General features: G+C 63.7%; 16 protein-coding genes and 1 pseudogene. 8 read left to right on the top strand and 9 right to left on the bottom strand.

The window, feature by feature from the left end; translation table 11 throughout:
• Nucleotides 1-12: 12 nt before the first annotated feature.
• Both M2432_RS14030 and M2432_RS14025 read right to left on the bottom strand, forming a co-directional pair.
• Nucleotides 13-399, bottom strand: a complete 387-nt coding sequence (locus M2432_RS14030) for a type II toxin-antitoxin system death-on-curing family toxin (protein ID WP_280827419.1) — start codon at nucleotides 397-399, stop codon at nucleotides 13-15.
• Nucleotides 396-593 (bottom strand): antitoxin Phd, encoded by a 198-nt coding sequence (locus tag M2432_RS14025; RefSeq protein ID WP_280827418.1) that lies wholly within the window; start codon nucleotides 591-593, stop codon nucleotides 396-398. Before M2432_RS14025 ends, M2432_RS14030 begins: the two co-directional genes overlap by 4 nt.
• A 249-nt stretch (nucleotides 594-842) precedes the next feature.
• On the opposite strand from M2432_RS14025, the gene M2432_RS14020 reads away from it, so the two are divergent.
• Nucleotides 843-1,595: a GreA/GreB family elongation factor gene (locus M2432_RS14020; protein ID WP_280827417.1), complete on the top strand. Its 753-nt coding sequence runs from the start codon at nucleotides 843-845 to the stop codon at nucleotides 1,593-1,595.
• 15 nt (nucleotides 1,596-1,610) lie between these two features.
• Here M2432_RS14020 and M2432_RS14015 read toward each other — a convergent pair whose 3' ends face one another.
• On the bottom strand, nucleotides 1,611-4,742 hold the full coding sequence (locus M2432_RS14015; protein WP_280827416.1) for a DUF87 domain-containing protein: 3,132 nt from the start codon (nucleotides 4,740-4,742) through the stop codon (nucleotides 1,611-1,613).
• A complete protein-coding gene (locus tag M2432_RS14010; protein WP_280827415.1) occupies nucleotides 4,742-5,362 on the bottom strand; it encodes a hypothetical protein in 621 nt (206 codons plus the stop codon). Before M2432_RS14010 ends, M2432_RS14015 begins: the two co-directional genes overlap by 1 nt.
• A 491-nt stretch (nucleotides 5,363-5,853) precedes the next feature.
• Between M2432_RS14010 and M2432_RS14005 the strand changes: the two are divergent.
• The 4 genes and pseudogenes from M2432_RS14005 to M2432_RS13990 all read left to right on the top strand — a co-directional run.
• Nucleotides 5,854-6,771: pseudogene (locus tag M2432_RS14005) on the top strand (ADP-ribosylglycohydrolase family protein); the annotation flags it as partial.
• Nucleotides 6,772-7,003: 232 nt separating this feature from the next.
• Nucleotides 7,004-8,986 (top strand): oligopeptide transporter, OPT family, encoded by a 1,983-nt coding sequence (locus M2432_RS14000; protein ID WP_280827414.1) that lies wholly within the window; start codon nucleotides 7,004-7,006, stop codon nucleotides 8,984-8,986.
• A gap of 624 nt (nucleotides 8,987-9,610) precedes the next feature.
• The gene (locus M2432_RS13995) at nucleotides 9,611-10,309 is read left to right on the top strand and encodes an SDR family oxidoreductase (RefSeq protein ID WP_280827413.1); all 699 of its coding nucleotides are present in this window, start codon (nucleotides 9,611-9,613) and stop codon (nucleotides 10,307-10,309) included.
• A 14-nt stretch (nucleotides 10,310-10,323) separates the two neighbouring features.
• On the top strand, nucleotides 10,324-11,232 hold the full coding sequence (locus M2432_RS13990) for an NmrA family NAD(P)-binding protein (RefSeq protein WP_280827412.1): 909 nt from the start codon (nucleotides 10,324-10,326) through the stop codon (nucleotides 11,230-11,232).
• Nucleotides 11,233-11,475: 243 nt separating this feature from the next.
• Here the strand turns inward: M2432_RS13990 and M2432_RS13985 are convergent, their stop codons facing one another.
• The 4 genes from M2432_RS13985 to M2432_RS13970 all read right to left on the bottom strand — a co-directional run bounded on the left by M2432_RS13985 (nucleotide 11,476) and on the right by M2432_RS13970 (nucleotide 17,380).
• A complete protein-coding gene (locus M2432_RS13985; protein WP_280827411.1) occupies nucleotides 11,476-13,740 on the bottom strand; it encodes a DUF2357 domain-containing protein in 2,265 nt (754 codons plus the stop codon).
• A 2-nt stretch (nucleotides 13,741-13,742) separates the two neighbouring features.
• Nucleotides 13,743-15,887 (bottom strand): hypothetical protein, encoded by a 2,145-nt coding sequence (locus M2432_RS13980; RefSeq protein WP_280827410.1) that lies wholly within the window; start codon nucleotides 15,885-15,887, stop codon nucleotides 13,743-13,745.
• A 116-nt stretch (nucleotides 15,888-16,003) separates the two neighbouring features.
• Nucleotides 16,004-17,023 (bottom strand): patatin-like phospholipase family protein, encoded by a 1,020-nt coding sequence (locus M2432_RS13975; protein ID WP_280827409.1) that lies wholly within the window; start codon nucleotides 17,021-17,023, stop codon nucleotides 16,004-16,006.
• Nucleotides 17,024-17,173: 150 nt separating this feature from the next.
• Entirely contained in the window at nucleotides 17,174-17,380 is a 207-nt protein-coding gene (locus tag M2432_RS13970) for a hypothetical protein (RefSeq protein WP_280827408.1), read from the bottom strand.
• Nucleotides 17,381-17,865: 485 nt separating this feature from the next.
• Between M2432_RS13970 and M2432_RS13965 the strand changes: the two genes are divergently transcribed.
• From M2432_RS13965 to M2432_RS13955, 3 genes are all read left to right on the top strand, one after another.
• Nucleotides 17,866-18,201, top strand: coding sequence for a hypothetical protein (locus M2432_RS13965; protein WP_280827407.1), 336 nt, complete (start codon nucleotides 17,866-17,868; stop codon nucleotides 18,199-18,201).
• An 8-nt stretch (nucleotides 18,202-18,209) separates the two neighbouring features.
• Nucleotides 18,210-19,109, top strand: coding sequence for a hypothetical protein (locus tag M2432_RS13960; protein WP_280827406.1), 900 nt, complete (start codon nucleotides 18,210-18,212; stop codon nucleotides 19,107-19,109).
• 89 nt (nucleotides 19,110-19,198) lie between these two features.
• A complete protein-coding gene (locus tag M2432_RS13955; RefSeq protein WP_348536309.1) occupies nucleotides 19,199-19,975 on the top strand; it encodes an ion channel in 777 nt (258 codons plus the stop codon).
• On the opposite strand, the gene M2432_RS13950 is transcribed toward M2432_RS13955, so the two are convergent.
• Nucleotides 19,927-20,595 (bottom strand): serine/threonine protein kinase, encoded by a 669-nt coding sequence (locus M2432_RS13950; protein WP_280827405.1) that lies wholly within the window; start codon nucleotides 20,593-20,595, stop codon nucleotides 19,927-19,929. The two genes, M2432_RS13955 and M2432_RS13950, sit on opposite strands and share 49 nt — an antisense overlap.
• Between the last annotated feature and the right edge of the window lie 10 nt (nucleotides 20,596-20,605).

The following is a 20,605-nucleotide window of genomic DNA, read 5'->3' as shown; positions in this document are numbered from 1 at the left end:
CGGTGGATGCACCTAGCGCCCCGAGGTAGCGAAACCTCTTAGTGCGGTGGCAATTTCGCTCAAATCAAGGTCTTGCGTCGCGACATTGTTCATAAGGTCCTCGGCTCGATCGACATCGAAGTCGGGCGCGAGCTCAAAGCTGTTGATGTGCAGGAAGGTCCACGCCGCGGCCCAGGCCGTGCGCTTGTTCCCGTCGACAAGGGCGTGATTGCGCGCGAGCGACTGCAACAGCGCGGCAGCCTTGTCCCAGACTTCCGGGTACGCGTCGACTCCAAAGACCGTCGCCTGGGGCCGGGCAACGGCGGCGTCGAGGAGGCCATAGTCACGGACTTTCAGCTCCCCGCCGAAAGCGATGGACCCTGCGGTCAGGACATCCTCGCGGTCGAGGTATTCGATCACGCCAGACGCCGGTTGAGTTCGGCCGAGCGCTCAGCCACTACGCGCGCCGCCTCGGCAACCCGGCGCTTGTGCATGCTGGCGCGCTCCATGATGGCTGCGTGCGCGAACTTCTTCAGCGACAGCTCGTCAGCTTTAGCGGCTGCCCGAATCTGCTCCATTTCCGCGTCATCGAAATCGACGTTCAGAGAAGGCATAACCCGACGATACCCTCTTTGGTACCAAATCAGGTACCAATTTGGCGCACGCCGCCGAGATTGCAGCCACTGCGCTGCGGCAGTAATTCCCAACCAAGTTGAGCTGTGGGGAGATCGGACGACACGAACGCCGCGGTCGTCGCTCCGCCAAGGGCGGCGACTACACACAGACGTACATCGCATGACATCACGGCGAACAAAGCCGCGCCGACGGGTCAGTCTGCGGACGACCCGACGCATACTAACCACGTGTGCGCCGACGTTCGTCTGGACATCGCCCCATGGGTTCCGCCTACACGCACGGTGTTACTGAAAGCGGCCGAAGAGTACGGCGCAGTCATCGGTAACCGCTACCTTCGCGATCTCGTCGAGCACGCGGCCGGGACCCCGGGAATGCCTCCCACCACGGCGCTCGTCGGCGCGGTCGCCGACCACTGCCTCTCATTGGACGAGCCGATCCTGCCGGCGCTTTGCGCGCTACCCGGTGGTGGCGTCCACGGTGGATACACCGCTTGGGTACACACCACCCTGGGCATCTCCTCGGATGAGAGTGAAGCGCACGCGGCCCGCGAACGCCAACGGTGCTACGCGCACTTCGGGGCCGGCGCTCCGACCGCAAACCCCGCTGTGGTCGACATCGGTGGCCGACTGTGCGCGCAGGCCGGTATCGGAGCGGACGAACGGCGCCACCAAAACGCGTTGAAGCAGCGGCAGGCCGAGCTCGATGCTCGGCATCGACTGATTGTCGGCGGCCAGGCCGAACCCGGTGCGTGGGTGACCGTTTCCTTCAACGGTGATCCCGACGACACTGATGTTTTCGAGCTCGTGCTACCGGCCGATGCCAAGGCGCTCGGCAATACCTGCTCGGTCGACCGCCCGCTCGGCAAAGCGCTTCTCGGTGCACACGTCGGCGAGACACGTTGGTATGAAACGGAATCCGGGCACAATCTGTCCGTGACCATATTGGCGGTGGATAGCGTGGACCCGACGCGCGCAGTCTGACGGAGCTGTCGGCGATCAGGATCGCTGCTGCGCCAATGCCAACACTTCTTCTGCCGACGGTGGACTCGCCGGGTGATACGACAGGCACCATGGCGCCATGACGCGGTGGAAGGCCTCCCCTTCGGTCGCCACATAGAAGTTGCCCGCCCGCAGCCGGCTGATATCAGGAACCAATCCGCCCTTGGCGCGGGCCATTTCGGTGGCGGACTCGATCTGCACCGGAGAGTTCAGCAGACCGTAGAACTGGGTCGCGGCGTTGCCCGGGATCTGGTTGTGCAGTCCTTTGGGTGCCTGGGTGGCGAAGATCAGGCCGAGCCCGTACTTGCGGGCCTGCGATGCCAACGCCAGAGTGCTGCGGGTGCTGGCTGTGACACCGCGGGCCGGCGCCAGGGTCTGGGCCTCGTCCATCACCAGCAGCCCGCCCAGCGGTCGATCGCCAGCCGGGTTGCGTTTGATCCATGCGAACAGCGCCATCTGCAGTTGGTTGACGAAGCTCTGACGTTGTTCGTCCGACCCCAGCCCGATCATGCTGATCACCGATACGCGAGCCCGGAAACCCTCTGCCGGCCTGAGTAATTCACCTGGGTCAAGCGAAGCACCAGCGCCACCGAACAACGGGTCGTTGACCATGGCCGCCCGCAGATCCTGTGCCATGTTGGCGGCGAACTTGCGTGCATCGGCCAGCTTGCTGACACCGTCGGGCAGGTCTGCGAGCATGTCGAGAAATCCGCTCAGCGTCGGCGCGGGTCGACGCCCATACTGCTGCAACGCTTCTCGTAGCACGGCTCGAGATCGGGTGGCTTTGGCGGACTGCCCGGCGATCAGTGCCCGGGGCTCTAACGCGGCGCACGCGGACTCGACCGCGTCGTTGTACTCGTCGTGATCGTCGACCACGCTCGGGAAATCCGGCAGCGGCTGAAACGCCACCGGCCGGCCCGACGAGCGTCGCGGAGTCCAGACGACCACCTCGGTGTTGGTGAGATAGTCGTGGGCGCGCCGGTCGTCGGTGCGGTGCCACCCCGATGGCCGTTCAGGCCACTCGGTACCCAGGCGGGACAGATCGTTGTTGGGGTCCAACACGATTGAGGACACGCCGCGAAGAGCGCATTCCTCGACCAGGCGGCGGATCAGTACCGTCTTGCCCGACCCGGAGCCGGCGAAGATCGCAACGTGCTTGCGCAGCGCGGCCAGATCGATTGCCACCGTCTCCTCCGAGCGGACGTCCATGCCCAGTGGGATCTGCGTCTCCGGGACGTCGATTTCAATCTCGCCCGTGTCAACGTCGTCGTCCGGCAACGGCTCCAACTCCGGCTCCGGCTCCGGTATCGAAGTATGCGCTTCACCGTCGAAGCCGAGAGCCTGCTGCAACAGCGTCAAACTGTGCGCTGGGCGCCGGGCCCGTAACCACGCTGCCAAGCCGGCGGCGTCCTCGTTGATCAGGTCCCGCAGCGCAGTCATGGTGCGGATGTCGGTATCGGACATGGGCAGCGTGCGACCGCCGGCACGTTCGAATTCCTGGACCAGCGCGGCGGTTTTGGGCCCGCTTGGCCAAGCGCTGTTGCGTAGCAGGAACAGGTTGCGCCGGTCCCCGCCGGCGCCCAAACCTGTTGCACTGATGGACTTTTTGATACGGTTCTGGGCCGCGGTGGCATTGGTTGAGCCAATCGCCCGGAATGCCCAGTGCCGCTCGTCGTCGTGGGCCGAGTCCAGGGTCTGGCGCAGCCGGGCGTGCAGTACGACGTGGGAGCCGGGCGGCGGATCGCAGATGTAGGACGGGTCGTCCCCGTTCTCGGCAATCCACGCAGTGAGGGCGGCACCGAGCAGTGCGGGCACTGCGGTGTCCTCGCCGTCGGAGTCAAGCGCGGCCGCGGGAACAGCTCGAGCGCGGTATTCGGCGAATTTCCGGTCTATCGAAGTAGCTTCGGATGCATCCTGAATATTGATGTCCGGCACCGGTTCTGACGCCGCGTCATCAGTAAGACGAGCAAGTTCGGTCACCTCGCCGCGGCGTAAGCGATCTCGCACGTGGGCGTCGGCGCGGATCAGCAGTTGGCGCGGGGTGTAGCCGGCAGCATCCTCGAACGCTGAGGGCAGAATCGGCCAGCTCGGGTACGGCGGGCTGAATCCCACCGAGGCGTAGCTGGCCGCGAACCGGCGTTCCAGAATCGCGCGGCCGATCTCGGGCGTCGGCAGCGGTGCCAGCGGCGCGGTGATGCGGAACCGGTCGTGCACGCTGGCGGTGGCGCGGTCACGGATGCTCTCCCACGCCGACGGCAGACAGGCGACCACAGCCACCGTGCGGCGCATGGTCTGACGCACGGCCATCAAACCGTGCGCAACCTGTTCGAGCGCCCCGTCCCCGGCGTCGTAGGAGGCATCATCGGTACGGGCCGAAGATTGGGCAAGCAACGTGTCGATCTGATCCAGCGCAAGCACGCTCGGCCCCGCCAACGCGGCCAGGCGGGCGATGTCGCGCACGCATTGCTGCGCTGAAGGACTCGTCCCGCGCAGGCGCCATCGCTGACGGTCTTCAGAGCCGTCGTCTTCACTGGCCTGCAGGTAGGCGTCACCGATATCGCGGGCGACAAGGTCGTTGGCGGCCAGCAACACTAGAGCGCGCAGGGTCTGGTGACAGTCGCGCACGTCGCGGCGGGACTTGGCGAGTGTGTTGACGAACTGGTCGAGGATGGCTGGGTCCAGGTCGTCGTCGCCGATGACTGCGCGGCGCTCGGCACGCGACACGTGGGCGATGGAAGACAGCTCCCACAACAGGTCTTTGAGTTGGGTTTCGCGTTGCGCACCAGGGCGACCAAGGCTTTCCAGGACGCCGCTGCGCACCGATTCCCAGAAGCTGGCGGCGTCCAGCAGTTCGACGACGAAGAAGAACCCGCCTTCGGCCTGAACACGTTCGCGGATCTGGCCCAGCAGATGGGTCTTGCCGGAACCCGCCTGACCGCGGATGGCTACGCCGAGCGGAGCGGTGTCAGGGTCGCGCAGCGCGTCGCCGAAGGCTTCCATGACATCGTCGGCGGCTCGTTCATTGAGACCGGTTACGTGGGTGGCGGCCTGCGGCCGCCACAGATCGTCGCTGGTCGGGGCCCAGGTGAGTCGAAGCGCGGCCAGCGCTTCCCGTTGTGTGTCCTGCATCAGGCATCGATCGCTATCAGATGTTTGGCCTGGCCACCGATCTCGATGGCGGCGGCCCGGTCCACAGGCGTGAGGACTTTCTGGTTTTCCTCGGGTATGAGGCTGATAGCGCCGCTCTGGTACAGCTCACGCAGCGCGGTGTCGAGGTCAGCGGTTGACATGTCGGTGAGCTCGTCGCGGAGCGTGGCCAGTCCGAGCCAGGCGCCGGGCCGGGTGGCCAGGGCGGCGTAGCCCTTGCGGATGCGGCCCTCGATGTTGGGCTCTGCTTCGGGTGACCAGAAAACCTCGGCGAGACTGAGGTCTGCCCTGGTGAGGTAGCGGTCGAACGCGGCCAAGAAGGTGTAGTGCGCCTTGACCGCGCCGGTGGAGCGCGGTGGTGGACCGTCGCGCAGGATGTCGCGACATACCCGCCAGCCGCGGTCGGTGAGTTCATGCACGAACCGGCCACCGATGCGCTGCGAGTCCATGAGGCCGAGTTGGTTGAGCTTGTCGCGGCCGGGTTTTTCCAGCTTGGGGCCAAGGACAGCCAGCTCAGGGTTGGGCACCGGGCGCGATTCCGCCATCAGGACCAGGAGGACGGCCCGTTCTGTTCCGGTTAGTTCCACTGGTTTGACGCTCACGCTTATAACGTAGCCGCAAGCCCCGACACGAGGCGGGGTAAGTCGCCGATGAACCGGTCGGGGCGTGCGGGGCGGTCGTCTCACCTGGTCGGGTTTGCCGTCAAAGCGTCGGCCGCGAAACCCGCCCGTTTCTTTGCTGCACGACGAGGTGGAGACCTGTTTGTTTACGGCGTGTCGTATGCGGTTGGTGGGTTCGGCGTGTCGGCTTTGTTGGCACACTTGCGATTTGGACCCGTCAACTTTGGTTGACATCGTCAACGTTGGTTGACGGCGCGGGACGGAAGAGCCCACGAGAGCGCGTCTGGCCAGAATACGACCCCAAACGACGCCGCTCACGCCGAGAGCCCGTTAGCCGACCAACCGCAGGCTGCCGACCTGCGTTGACGCGCTCCCGCCAGCTTGTGTCGGTGCTGCCCTGTACCGTCGGAATCAATAAGCGCATATTCACGTTAAAGTAGTTCCATAGCTCCATCAACCCGAGGAGGACGCCCGTGACTTCACTGAACGACCGCATCGAAGGAGTACTGCTGGGCACCGCGGCCGGCGACGCTCTGGGTGCGCCCTACGAATTCCAGCCGCCGCGAGGACCCGAGCTTCCCGTCGAGATGTGTGGCGGCGGTCCGTGGGAGCCCGGCGAGTGGACCGATGACACCGCCATGGCGATCGCGATCGCCGAGGTCGCCGCGAGCGGAGCCGATCTGCGTGATGCACAAGCACAGGACACTCTGGTCAGGCGGTGGTATGGGTGGTCACGCACATCTAAAGACGTTGGGATTCAGACCAGTTCAGTGTTGTCGGCCGCCAATCGTAGTGGTGGGATCACCGCTGAACGATGCTTGGTCGAATCCCGTGCACTGCACGAGCAGACCGGCCGGACTGCCGGAAACGGGTCGTTGATGCGTACCGCTCCGGTGGCTCTAGCGTATCTCAATGACGAGGATGTCATGGTCGAGGCGGCCCGCGCGATCAGCCAGCTGACCCACTTCGATCCCGACGCCGGCGACGCGGTGGTGTTGTGGTGCAGCGCCATTCGGCACGCGGTCCTGACCGCGCAGCTCGATGTCCGGATCGGGTTGCGGCACATCCCCGCTGAACGTCGTGGACTCTGGCAGGAGCGCCTGGACGCCGCCGAAGCCGGCCGCCCGGCCGACTTCCCGAACAACGGCTGGGTGGTCTCGGCGTTGCAGGCAGCGTGGTCCGCGATCGCGACAACACCTGTCCCCCAGGATGATCCGATTACCGGGACATTCCGGGCGGATCACCTCCGGCTTGCTCTGGACACCGCTGTGCGGGCCGGATTCGACACCGACACCGTGGCCGCCATCGCCGGTGGACTACTCGGCGCCGCATACGGAGCGTCTGCGGTTCCGATCCAGTGGCGCAACCTGCTGCACGGCTGGCCTGGGATCAATACGGACGGCCTGGCGGCTCTGACCCGGGCAACGGGTAGGTGCCCATCGGGGTCTCCGTTGTTCGGTTAAACGCCCGCTGCCCGCACGCTGCGCAGAATGCCCTGGCAACTGACAGGTTCCGGTTGCCCGCGGGTCGCGTCCGATCACCCGCACCACTGCAGTTCAGCGCCTACCGTGTAGACACCGGGTCGCCCGCAGCCTTGAGCGCTGCAACCGAGAGGATGCCGAGTTGGCCGTCGCAAACCCCGCCACCCCGACCCTGCGCGAACTGACCGTCCGCGGGATTCTGCTCGGCGGGGCGATCACCCTGGTGTTCACCGCTGCCAACGTCTACCTGGGCCTCAAAGTCGGGCTGACGTTCGCCACTGCCATTCCGGCCGCAGTGATCTCGATGGCGCTGCTGCGCAACTTCGCCAACCACTCCATCGTGGAGAACAACATCGTGCAAACCGTCGCTTCGGCGGCAGGCACGCTTTCGGCAATCATCTTCGTGCTGCCCGGGCTCATCATGATCGGTTGGTGGACCGGATTCCCGTACTGGACAACGACGGCGGTGTGTGCGGTCGGCGGCATCCTCGGCGTCATGTACTCGGTCCCCCTGCGCCGCGCCCTGGTGACCGGCTCAGATCTGCCCTATCCCGAAGGGGTTGCCGCCGCCGAGGTGCTCAAGGTCGGTGACGGCAGCAGCGGCGACGAGGACAACCGCACGGGCATCAAGGTGATCACGGTCGGATCACTGGTGTCTGCCGGGTTCGGACTGTTGGCAAATATGAAGGTGCTGGCCAATTATGTTGCGGCGTATTTCCGTATCGGACCCGGCGGATCGATGTTCGGGGCCAGCCTGTCGCTGGCGTTGATCGGAGTGGGGCATCTGGTCGGGATGGGCGTGGGGATCGCGATGGTCGTCGGGCTGGTCATCTCGTTCGGGGTGCTGTTGCCGATCCGCACGATCGGTGGATTCGGCAAGGGCGAGTCGGTCACCGACGTCATTGACGGTGTGTTCGTGCACGAGGTGCGGTTCATCGGAGCCGGAGTGATCGCGGTGGCCGCGGTCTGGACGCTGCTGAAGATGTTGCGCCCCATCATCAAAGGCATCACCGATGCGCTCGCCTCAGCGCGCAATCGTCGGCAGGGCCAGCTGGTCGACATCACCGAACGCGACATCCCCTTCCCCATCGTCGCGGGCACCGTGGTGGCGATGCTGATCCCAATTGCCTTGCTGCTCTGGGAATTCAGTCGCAGCACCGTGCTGCACGGCCATGCAGCCGGGATCATCGCGGCGAGCTTGGTGTTCATCTTCATCATCGGCCTGGTGATCGCCGCCGTGTGCGGTTACATGGCCGGCCTGATCGGCTCATCGAACAGCCCCATCTCCGGGGTGGGCATCCTAACGGTGCTTATTGCCGCCGTGCTGATCAAGGTGGTGTTCGGCCATGCCGACGACAAGCAGGGAGCCGCGATGGTGGCCTTCACCCTGTTCGTTGCGGGTATCACGTTTGGCGTGGCCACCATCTCCAACGACAACCTGCAAGACCTCAAGACCGGCCAGCTGGTCGGTGCGACCCCGTGGAAGCAGCAGGCATCGTTGGTGATTGGGGTGCTGTTCGGCTCGGCGATCATCCCGCCGGTGATGAACCTGATGCAGCGCGCGTTCGGGTTTTTGGGGGCGCCGGGTGCCAGTGACCACGCGCTGGCCGCTCCACAGGCCGCGCTGATTTCCTCACTGGCCAAAGGGGTTTTCGGTGGGTCGCTGGACTGGTCGCTGCTCGGCTTGGGCGCGGTGATCGGGGTCGGAGTGATTGTTGCCGACGAAACCCTGAGCCGCACATCACGATTTGTCCTGCCGCCGCTGGCCGTCGGAATGGGCATGTACCTGCCGATGAGCCTGACCTTGATCATTCCGGTCGGCGGGGTGCTCGGGTACGTCTACGACCGGTGGGCCGGTCGCTCCGGGGACTCCGCGGCCGACACCGAACGCAGGAAGCGCCTCGGCGTGCTGGTGGCCACCGGCATGATCGTCGGCGAAAGCCTCTATGGCGTGGTGTTCGCCGGGTTCGTCGCCGGGACGGGCCGTGAGGAGCCGTTGGCTGTGTTTCCGAGGAACGAAGGGACGTTGGCTGAGGTTATCGGGGTGGTGGCGTTCGTGGTTGTTGTTGGGTGGCTGTATAAGTGGACGCAGAGGGTTGCGGGGCGTGAGCCGGTCTCCGGCTGACGTAGTCCGCAGCGACCGCGGGGCGCACGAAAACCCCTGCACGAGTTAACGCATACGATCGCCGCCAGAAGGTGCCCGGCCAGGCAATCTTGCCGATGCGTAGGCGTACGTCTCATGAGGTAACGACAGACAAGCGGGCGTCAGCGGGCCCGCCTCGAGGTGACCAGACGCGTGCCGACCACATGTCCGCCGTAACGTATTCAGGCAACGCGGCGCGGATTCCGCATACACGCACGGTGTTCCCGAGAGCTGCCGAAGAATACGGTGCGGTCATCGGTGACCCTTACCTCCTCGATCTGGTCGACCACACTGCACACTCCGCTGGGATGCCGCCAACTACCGCCCTCGTAAGCGCCGTCGCCGGCCAGTGCCTCGCGCTGAATGAGCCGATACTGCCCGTGGCACGACAGTCGCGTCCACGGCGGTTACGCCGCGTGGATCCTCGACTCCCTGGGCACTCGCCACCGTTGAGTCGAGCAGCCATCCGAGCGAACACTGCACGTCTCGCGACTATTCCCCAGTTCCGTGTCACAAACCCCACACCCGACTAACGGTTACATCAATCAGCTTCAGTGGTTCTATCTCAGTAACGGGGTCGTTAGTCAGAATCGAAAGGAAGAGGACATGACCGATGTAGCAGGCAAGGTGGTTCTGGTCACGGGTGGTCGCCGCGGTTTGGGCGCTGCCCTCGTCGATGAGGTGCTGGCTCGCGGGGCCCGCAAGGTCTACTCCACCGCTCGGACCGCCTTCACCGACGAGCGGCCCGAGGTGGTGACGTACAGCCTTGAGGTCGGTTCGACGGATTCGGTTGCTGCACTGGCTGATACCGCTGGCGACGTCGACATCGTCATCAACAACGCGGGCGTCTCGCACCTGGACGACCTGCTGACCACCAGCTTCGAGAACATCGAGGACACCTTCAACACCAATGTCTATGGGCCGCTGCGGGTGGCGCGCGCTTTCGCGCCGATCCTGGCCGCCAACGGTGGCGGCGCACTGGTCAACGTGCACTCGGTGTTGTCCTGGCTAGGCGGCGCCGGCGCCTATGGCGCCTCGAAGGCCGCGATCTGGTCGATCACCAACTCGCTGCGCCAGGAATTGCAGCCGCAGCGCACCCAGGTGGTGGGCGTGCACGTCGGGTACATCGACACCGATATGACCGAAGGCATCAATGCTCCCAAGCTCGCGCCGGCGGAGGTCGCCCGGCGCATCGTCGACGGGCTGGAAGCCGGTGCTTCTGAAGTGTTGGTCGACGACCTGTCGACACAGGTCAAGGCGGCTCTCTCTGGGCCGGTCGAGAACCTAGCCTTTACCCGGTCGTAGCGAAAGGCATTGACATGTCGACGATTCTCATCACTGGCGCAACCGGAACCACCGGTGCGCCAACCGTCGCGAACCTGCTTGACGCTGGACATCGCGTGCGGGCCTTCGTCCACCGCGCAGATAGACGTTCCGATGCGCTCGCCGCGGCCGGTGCCGAAATCGTGGTCGGTGACCTGCTGGACTTTCATGCCGTCAGTTCGGCCATGGCAGGGGTGGACGCTGCCTACTTCTGCTACCCCATCGCCCCCGGTAGCCTGCTGACCGCCACCGCGATCTTCGCGCAAGCCGCCAGTGAGGCCGGCGTGAGGGCCGTGGTTAACATGTCGCAGATCTCGGCCCGCCGCGACGCGAAAAGCAATTCAGCGCAGCAGCATTGGCTGGCTGAGCGTCTGCTGGACCGGTATGCCTTCATCACCACGCATCTGCGCCCGACGTTCTTCGCCGAGTGGTTCACCTGGCAGTGGAAGCGCGACGGCGACACCGGGGTGTTGCAGCTGCCGTTCGGTGACGGGCGCCACGCCCCGATCGCCGCACGCGACCAGGCCGACGTGATCGCGGCGATCCTGCAGGACCCTGCGCCCCATGACCGCCAGATCTACCCGCTGGTGGGCGCGGTGGAACTGGACCACGGTGGCATCGCCGAGGAGATCGGCAAGACGTTGGGTATTCCGGTGCGCTACGAGCCGATCGAAATCCCCGACTTCGCAGCCGCTTTGACCGCCCAGGGGCGGACCGACTTCTTCGTGCAGCACATCAGCAATGTCGCGCAGGACTACAGCGACGGGGTCTTCGCTGGGGAGAACAACCTCGTCGAGGTGATCACCGGACACAAGCCGATGACGGTGCCGGAGTTTGTCGACTCCAACCGGGCGAAGTTCGACCAGGATGGGCCGCTGGCGTTGCGGGCGGAATTGGTGAGTTGATGTTATGCAATCGACCCGCAAGCTACTAACCACCACGGCTTAATGAACCGCTTGGAGACCGGCGACCTAATCAATATGAGTTTCCGGGCGCAGAAAAGACATCGCCCTACCGACGGCTTCGCGATCACGCCGCTATGCGCTCTCCCTGGGCGTGTCTCACTGCTGTTGGAACTTGCTGAAGTCGCGCGTCCTTAGACAGCTGAGTCAGATCGACGATCCAGTCAGAGTTAGCAGCCTGTTGCCTCAGTGTTCGACGGTTGAAGCTGCGTGAATGACGTCCCACCAGGTCACGACAAGCGGCGCTCCGTTACGAACGTTAGTCGTCAGAAGTTCCAAGTCGATCGAGCCGACCCAAGTCGGCAGGCGTTCAACGAACTCGAGGTCGGCCACGAAGTAAAGTTCACCTTGGGGATTGGGGTAGCCAGTCGCCGTCAAATCAGCTGCCGTTGCTGGCCGCCAGCGCACTAATCGTGCAATGCCAACCACTTGGAGGACCTCATTTCGGTTCTCATACAAGAGAAGTAGCTTGGCGCCCAGCTCTCGGCCGCCGATCTCGACGGCGCCAACTCGGCTTCCCGCACGAATGTTGTACTGCCGCAACTGTTCTATCCATCGGCGCTGCCCGATATTTCGGACGAAACCAAGAAGCACATCCGTATCGGCGGGAGGTTCGTCCAGGAAGTCCGTTGTCAGTGACGACTTGAGCGAGGGCCCACCCAGTCGGTTTACGGTCTCGGTCCAGAAGCGATGCCGCTCGTCACGCGTGACTTGACTGGCGACATGCGTCAGCACATCGCTCAAAAATTGATCGAGGGCTTGCGATGACGAGTGCATGCCATCACTGCTCGGCCTGAGAGGGAAGGCGCCGAGGCCGGGCAACGCCTCTTTGAAACCTTGATGTCGTCGGATGTCCTTGATTTCTGATCCCGGGTACAGCACGTACGCTCCCGCAGTTCGCGCGATCGCATCTCGATATGCGTGCATCTTCAACAGATCGTCGCGCTTAGCACTCCCAGAGGTCGTTGATCCCTCAAACGACTCGTCCGAATCAGGAGCTAATGTCAGCTGCGCGAGGAGGTTGTCCACACGGTACTTCGCATCGAAATGCAGCCAAACCTCGAGATCCTGTGTAGGGACACTCGAAGGAGTGCTGCCTTCTGGTCGAATTCGCACCGAGCAATCGGGGCGCATCGCTTGGCTCCATGATCCCCGTCGATCGTCTCTTCCGGCGAAGGTTCGATTGAAGTAAACGTCGACACAAAGTAGACGGCCTCCTCGGCCGACCATCCACGACAACTTCGACGTGCGACCTGACCGCATTGTCAGGGAGATGCCATCTCCTGCGACGGTGAAGGCGCGCGCCGTCCGGTCTTCCCCGCACACTCGCCCGAGTGAATCCACCACCGCGAGAAAGCACCAGAACTCATAGAGCGTCGCGATGTTGCGCTGCGATGCTGCGAAGACGTCGGCCTTGTCCCCCCGATCAATTCGCACGGTAGGGCCGGATTCAGTCATCGCGAACGTCCGGAACACTTCGCGGTAGCCCACGCGCTTGAGCAGCACCTGGTCCGAAGTTGGCATTCTCCGTAGTGAGCTGACCTCACGGAAGATCGGGTGCGCCAGGTATTCGTCCAGTTGGGCACCAACGTCAGCAGCGATCTGCAGACCGCGACGTAGCGGTCCGGACTCGACATTCTGTGAGGCGTGAGACAGCACGTCGAGCAATTCCAGCGACACAGCTCGCCAACGCTCCAAGGCAAACTTGACGAACTGGTTAGCCGAGTTGTCGACACTCGCTTCGGCCCGATCACGAGTTAGAGCGGTAGGCAAAGAAGCGAGAGTGACCGGGCCGCCCCTCCATGGCACCCGCGGACCCGGCGCACAAACTGCGCGACGAAAAGCGGCCCCGGCTGGAAACGGTGATCCAATCGGACAGATCTCTTGCTCCGACACCCACGTGCGGTGCGGCTGTGCCGTGACACGCGCAATCGCAGCCTCAAATGCTGGATCTTGCAGGTACGCCGCGATCATCGCGAAGCGGAGGTAGAGCAGCTCGGCAGGCAGCTCGCTTGGCGCAAGATCTAGCATGCTTGGCGCGAATCCCTGCAACACCGCCTCGGCTGCGAACGTAGAGATGTCAGCGAGCATCTGGCGATACTCAGTCTCGTGGTCCAACTTGACGGCCAGCACGTCGACATCGGCCGTCCCGGTTAGCCTCGTCGCGCGGTCAACGACTTGGATCCGGAGGCGCCCAACGGATTGACCGGGACGTAGCCGCCCCTGCTTGCAGCTCTCATCGTCGGGATCGAACAACTCGCGCGGCTCGACATCGACATTCGTTGCAACGCTACGTATTCGGTAGCGGTAGATCGCACCTTCACGCAGCGCGACGTCTCCACCCGCAGACAACGCGGTGTCTTGCCGACCCGGCAGATTGGCGACGAACAGCTCGCCGACAACCTGGCCCTCGCCAGTTCGAAGCGCCAACTGCACTGAATTCTGAGACATGGCTACTCAGCGAAACTGACGAACTGATTCGCGCGGACGGACTCGATCATGCGTGCGATCTTGTGGTGGGTGATGGGCAGCCGTGGCGTCGGCGCTACCCCTAGGGCCAGCTCGCCGAGCGCAGCGAGAACCGGCTCGACGCGCCGTCGTGACCCGTGCACCTTGGGCAGAACCTTCTGCATCATCGCCAGATCGAGCGCAGTATGAGCATCGGAGTCTCCCGTTGCTGCGAAAAACGCGCAGAACCGCAGGATCTCGTAGAGCGTTCGGTGCCCAAACTCTTGATTTGCGGCAGCCAAGATCGTGTGCGCCTTTTTAAGCTCTGCCACAATCTCGTCGCGAGCTGGATGAGGATGCTCTCGCTGCCAATCGTCCCTTTCCGACAGCGACGCGAATGCGCGCACCCGCTGATCATCGCCCGCTGGCGCAGCAGTGGGCCGTCGGAGCTCGGCATCGAGCTCATCGGAGGTCACTCGAAACTCAAAGGTGAATGCCCTGTCGAGAACCTTCGGCGAGAACATGTAAGTCGTCTCGTCCACGTTGACTGTGCCCACAACGAAAAGGTTCCGTGGCAACGGGATTCTCTGCGCCTCTGCGTCGCGCAGAACCCACTGACGGGATGGTGGATTGAAGACCAGATCGGGTAAGACCGGACGTCGCGATTCGACCCCGGAGAGAAAGTCTGAGAAATACCGCTCGACGTGGGCCAAATTCATTTCGTCCAGGATCAACAAGTATGGATGCTCGGGATCGTCCGCCGCGCGAAGAACAAACTCGAACGCTTCTGGAACAAACCACACCGGCGCCCCAGTCGCGGACGTACGCAGCGCATCCTCATACCCAAAGATGGATTCCGGGCCGGTCCAGTCAGGCCGCACCGGTACGACGACGTGGCGATGACGCCCGTGTTCATCGGTACCGAACCATTCACCGAGCCTCATCGCCAGTTGAGTCTTGCCCGAACCGGCGAGTCCGGTCAGAATCGCGAAGGGTTTGGCAAGCAGACTGCTCAAGAACGAACGAACCAGGCTCGAGCCTGCTGGGAAGCGGAGTCCGGACGCGTCCACCGCGTCGGCAAAGTCACGAAACAGTTCGTCGGGCATCGGCACCTCCGGCGGTGGGGGCGGTGGGGGCGGTGAGACCGAAGGCAGGTGCGCCGCGAGCTCGGGCGACCGCCTGCCGAGTTCATAAACGAACTCTTCCTGAAGACGGACCAGATAGACCTGCTGGACAGATCCAGTGCTTGTGAAAGGCGAACCCTGTCTGATTCGGGCACTCTCGTCGATTGAGCCAAGTGCGACCGGCTCATTCAGCTCCTGATACTGCGTCTCGACCAGCCGGCCCGCCTCATCCCACGATTGGTTGTCGAGCGGATTCGGCGCCGGCCTTGCGGCTGCGCTTACATGGCTTGCTGCTCGCAACGAGCCGTTGCTGTAATGCACAACAACGTCACCTTCGCGCACCTCATCCATGGTGTCCCAGTGGTATTGAGGACGACCCGCCTTGTTCAGCATCGGAGCCCAAAGGAACCCGCCATCACGCTCCTTCGTGTAACTCCCGCCTTGATTCACCCACCAGACCGAAGCCTGTCGTCCGAGGAAGGTTGCTCCCTGCTCGGTTAGTTCGCCCCTTCTGTCCATTAGCCCACTCTCTATGAGGACTTCTCGGTAGCGAGCACCCTGCGATTCGAAAGTCCGATTCGCTTGCCACTGATCGGATTTCGCGCGCTCCGCTAGTGCGCGCCCTAGATCGTCACTAGAGAAGCCGCCCGGCAGGTCACGAACGACCTCAAGAGCGATTCGGACGTCCGCAGCCAACTCAGCGGTAGCCGACAATCGGCCACGAAGGACGCCGGCCTGAATCTCATTAACTATCCATGGGTTGCTCGGGTCAACGTTGTCGGCGTAGGCGCTACCCGATTCAGTAAGCTTCCACCTGCCGTCGTCCTCCATCACCAGATCAAGCATCCGCGCGAACCGAAGACAATCACTCGCTCGCCTGTCCGGGTTCACGTGCGGGCCGTCGGATTTGAAGTATTGCTCTGGATCGTCGCCGAGGAGTTCCTCGACAGTGGCCGATCCAACCTCACGAAGACGAGCGAGCAGCAGATTGCCATAGCTGAACTTGAGGGTCGGGATGGACTGCACGGTCTCAGGCTAGACGGTGTAAGCGGCTGACCATGCTCAGATGTGAACGTGCTTTGCCGATCAGGGCCACCACTGATGCCCGCGTCTTCGACCAACGGGACCGCATCACCCCACCCCTACCCCGCCCGAAACCTCTCTAAATACGCCGCCCAGTCCCACGCCCCCAGGAACTCCGTCGTGGCCGCATACCCCTTGTCATAGAGCACCTCGGCCTGCGCACGCGTTATGTCGAAGTCGAGCACCCCCACATCGGTCGAATCCACCTGTATCGCACGCACTTTCACCCACGGCTGGTTGAGGTAAGTCTGGTCATGCCCGACCAGCATGGTGGTGAGCAGACTCTCCAACAAACTCGGCGCACGCCCATGCAAGAGCCTGAACGCCGGGATCAAATCCTCGACCGACGGCGCCGGCAGGTACGGCACCACCGTCACTCCGAACGTCGGCCAGCGCGGTGCGCGACCGTCTGGCCGGTCCAATGAGTCGATCGGGAAGTTCGACAGGACCCCGCCGTCAACCAGCGTAGATGCCTGCCCTGCAGCATCATTCAGTGTGACCGGTTGGAACAGGAACGGAATCGCCATCGATGCCCGCACCGCGTCGGCCACCAACTGCTCGTCGGGGTCCAGCCCGTAGACCCGCTCGTAGTCCCACGGCAGCCGCACCAGCTGCCCGGTGGTCAGGTCGGTGACGGTGACCACCAGGCTGTATCGCCGCTCGGGTGGAAGGTGGTCGTCATCGATGGCGAGATCACCAAAGGTGTTGACGCCGAGGTTCTTCAGCTCGCCGCGGATCCAGTCGTACGCGAAATCGCCTCGGTAGAGCCCGGTTTCCCGCAGTAGCCCCCACGCTGCGCCAAGCACCGGAATGCTCTCGATCGGCCCACTGTCCCGGAACTTCGAATACGGCACACTCAGTGCAATCTCCCGCACCTGCTCGCTGTTCAGGTCCCCCTGCCGCCCCGTCGCGGCCACCACCGCACCGACCAGCGAGCCCGCCGAGGTCCCTGACACCCGCTGAACTGAATACCCGGCGTCAGCAAGCGCGCCGACCGCACCAACCAGCCCAATCCCCTTGACCCCGCCGCCGGACAAAACCAGATCCGCACGATGCGGTTGAGCCCGTTTGGTAGTCATCCCTCCACCCTGGCACGGCAGGCTGACATTCGGCCCGCAATCGGCTCCGGCACGGGCACTTGTCGGTTCCAAAGCACGGTGACCCTGGCGCCATAAGTGCACAAGGCCGCCCCGTCATACGACAGGGCGGCCTCGGCGGGGCCGGAAAGCTTATTCGGCGTGGTTGTGCTCGTGGTGGTGATGCGAGGAGGAGCCGGGCTGCGGGAAGTTGTGCTGGTGCGGGAAGGCCGGGTGGCTGACCGACGGGCCGGGGTGGACCTGCGGAGCATCCGCGTAGGCTGGCGCACAGCCGAGGAAGATCACGGCCGGGGCAACGGCGAGGGTAAGTCCGGCGGCGATGCGGCGCGAGATGATCATGTGAACTCCTTTGTCGTCTAAGGATTTTCGGATTCCCATCCGGTGTGTTCCGGCGTTGAAACAACAATGCCGCGAGCAGCTGCCAACCTGTATCCGCCGACCGGCCCATGCACCGGATGAATGCTGTGTCCCCCGATCGGCGGACACGGCGATCGCTGAGATTCCGCTGTGAGACCGCCCCCGTGGTTCTGCCACTCAGTGGACGCCAGGAGGACGGGCGCACCAACTTCCCAAACGCCCATTTCGTCAAGGCGAAGACCGCCCACCGAATACGGCCTACCCTGGAATTGGACAACTTAGGCAAGGCGGTCAATGGTGATCAACGCAGTGACTCGCATGGCGCCCCCGGGTACACCACCAGCCATTCGCGAGCCCCTGCAACCGCTGAATCATTTGGACTACAGGGCATTTCAGCCAGACGGCCGACTCCAGGCCCACAAGTCGCGTCCACAAGCATCCTCACCCCACTACCAGGAGGTATCACAATGACCGACGCATCGTCACTGCAAACCGACATTTCCGGTGTGACCGCAAACGGTGTGCCCGAACCGTGGCGTCTGGTGCTGGCTCGCCACCCCCGCAACATCGGCGACATCGTCAACGACCCCAACCGTGGAGCGTGGAACTCCACCCACAACGGGCAGACTTACCAAGGCACCTACGACGCCTTCGAACAGCAGGTGACCACCGCCGAGCAGCTCGCCTGGGTGCACAAGTTCAGCGACGGCATCACCCGCGACAGCGGCGATGTCCTGATCGAACTGATGGAGTTCGCCATCCAGTGGCGTAAGGCCAACAACCTACCCACGAGCGCGAAATGAGCTGAGCGATGACCACTTTCGGTGATATCGCTGCCAACATCTCCGGGGTGTCCCTGGTACGTCATGCGGTGCTGACCTTCGCCGGCACCTGGGCCGCGCCCGGCACCGGCTACCCGTCCGATGTCGTCAACGGAGCAGATCCCGATCTTGTGTACGAGGTACCCATCCAGGCGCCATGGACCTTCGGCCCGATCCCGCCGGGCGCACCACTGTCGCCGAGCTACGCCGAATCGGTTCAGACCGCAGTCACCAACGCGACTGCGTGGATCAATGCCAACCCGCGGCAGACCTTTGCAATCGGCGGCTACAGCCAGGGCGCCGAGGCGGCATCTCGGGTGCTGGCCGAGATCATGACCGGCTCACTGCAGTCGGTCCGGCCAAACCTGATCGGCGGCTACACTTTCGGCAATCCGTGGCGGCTGACCGGCCACACCTTCCCCGGTGGTACCGACCCGGGCGGTCGCGGCATCGCGGATACCAACCTGACCGCGGCACAGATCCCCAAGGACGCCAACGGAATCGATACCTGGTGGGACTTCGCCAACCCCGGCGACCTGTACACCACAACCCCCAACGACCAGGCCGGCGCCGACATCACCGCCGTCTACAAGGCCGCAGTCCAACTGGGCATCAGCATCAACGCGATCATCGCGCTGATCGCCGGCCTCACCGGCCAGGGCAGCTTGGCCGAGCAGGTGCTGGAGCTGGTCACCGATCCACTGGTGGGCGGTCCCGCACTCGTCGAGGCGATCGACCTTGCGGTGGCCTTCTACGGCACCAACCCACCGACCCTCCCGCACGTCACCTACGAGTACGTCGAGGCGCTCCCCCGGCAGAGCTCGGTGCAGGTGGCGACCAGCCACCTGAATCAGATTGCGGCGGCAACCTCGGCTCGGATGGCGGCGTAGGGGCGTCGTTTAACGTCTAGGGTCGAACACCCGAATATCGGTCGAACCGCCTGTCCACACCCACCGGCCGATACCGCACACTCTGTGTCGTGACGACGCAAGAGCGGCTGGACAAATGGGATCGCTGGGCCGAGTGGATCATGGCCGCGGTGGCACTGGTGTTCCTAGGCGCCTACTCCATCGAAGTGCTGGTTCAACCGCAAGGGCGCGCCGCACGGGCACTCGACCTGGTGACGTTTGCGACCTGGGCGGTGTTCGCGGTCGACTACGTCGCCAGGTTGTATCTGGCCCCGAACCGCCGACGATGGTTCTTCCGGCATCTGGTCGACCTCGCCGTTGTCCTGCTGCCACTACTTCGACCCTTGCGGTTGATCCGGCTGGTGGTGCTTGTCGGCGCGTTGCAGAAAGCCGTCGGCAACGCGATGCGCGGCAAAGTCGTCATCTACACCGTCTCCGGAGCGGTACTGCTGGTGTACGCCGGGGCGTTAGCAGAGCTGCAGACCGAGCGTGGTGTGGTCGGTTCCCACATCAACACATTCGGCGATGCGATCTGGTGGGCGATTACCACGATCACCACCGTCGGCTACGGCGATACCTATCCGGTCACGTCCACCGGCCGATTGATCGCCATCATGATGATGATCGGCGGGATCAGCCTGGTCGGTTCGATCACCGCGACCATCGCCTCCTGGATCGTGCAGGCCGTGGCGATCGAGGACCAAGCGAATGCCACCGCGACCGCGGCACAGATTGAGGAGTTACGCGGCGAAATCACCCAATTGCGGGAGTTGTTGCAGCGCGGAGTGAATGACCCCGCTCAGCCCGGCAGTTTGGCGAGCCAGTCTGTGTCCGTGTCGACCGGCTGATCATTGATCACGACCATCGGAACGCCTGGATCGGGAAACTGATGCAGGACGTTGAGGTTATTGGCTGCGATCGTGTGGGCGTCGTAACCGATCGGCAGGCCGATCCTGATGAGGTCCCGGGCGCTCTGCGGTGCGCCGACGCGGTCCGCTAGGTCGGCCAGCTGATTGTTGTCAAGATCGTTGGGCCCCTTCTCTTTCGGCTGGTTATCGGCCGAGAAGATCTGCTGGACGAAGCGCCAGGTGATGTCGCTCGATTGCGACTGGCCGGCGACGACGTAGGCCGCGTAGATGGCCCGGGCGTCGTATGTGCCACTGGCCGAAAGCTTTTCGAGGAAGTTCACGAATCGCAGGTTGACGTGAAGCGTGCCGGCCTCAATCCGCTTACCAATGTCGTCGCCCTGGGCCCGAATCAGCTTCCCGCTGAACGGGCACATCGGGTCCACGTAGAGATCGATCTGCCCGACCGCGTTCGGGTCACCTATGGAGATGGCATCTCCGGCCGGTGCCGAAGACGCCGCGTACGCCAGGCCAGCGGTCGGTCCGCACATCAGCAGCGCCGCGATCACACCGAATATCACCACAAAGGCGCGAGCCAGCCCGTTCATCTTGGTCCCATCCATGACTCCATCA

It is taken from the genome of Mycobacterium sp. OTB74, assembly GCF_029892685.1.
Classification (GTDB): Bacteria; Actinomycetota; Actinomycetes; order Mycobacteriales; family Mycobacteriaceae; genus Mycobacterium.
Note: the sequence above shows the minus strand (reverse complement) of the source record. Positions and strands in the feature narration are given on the sequence as shown.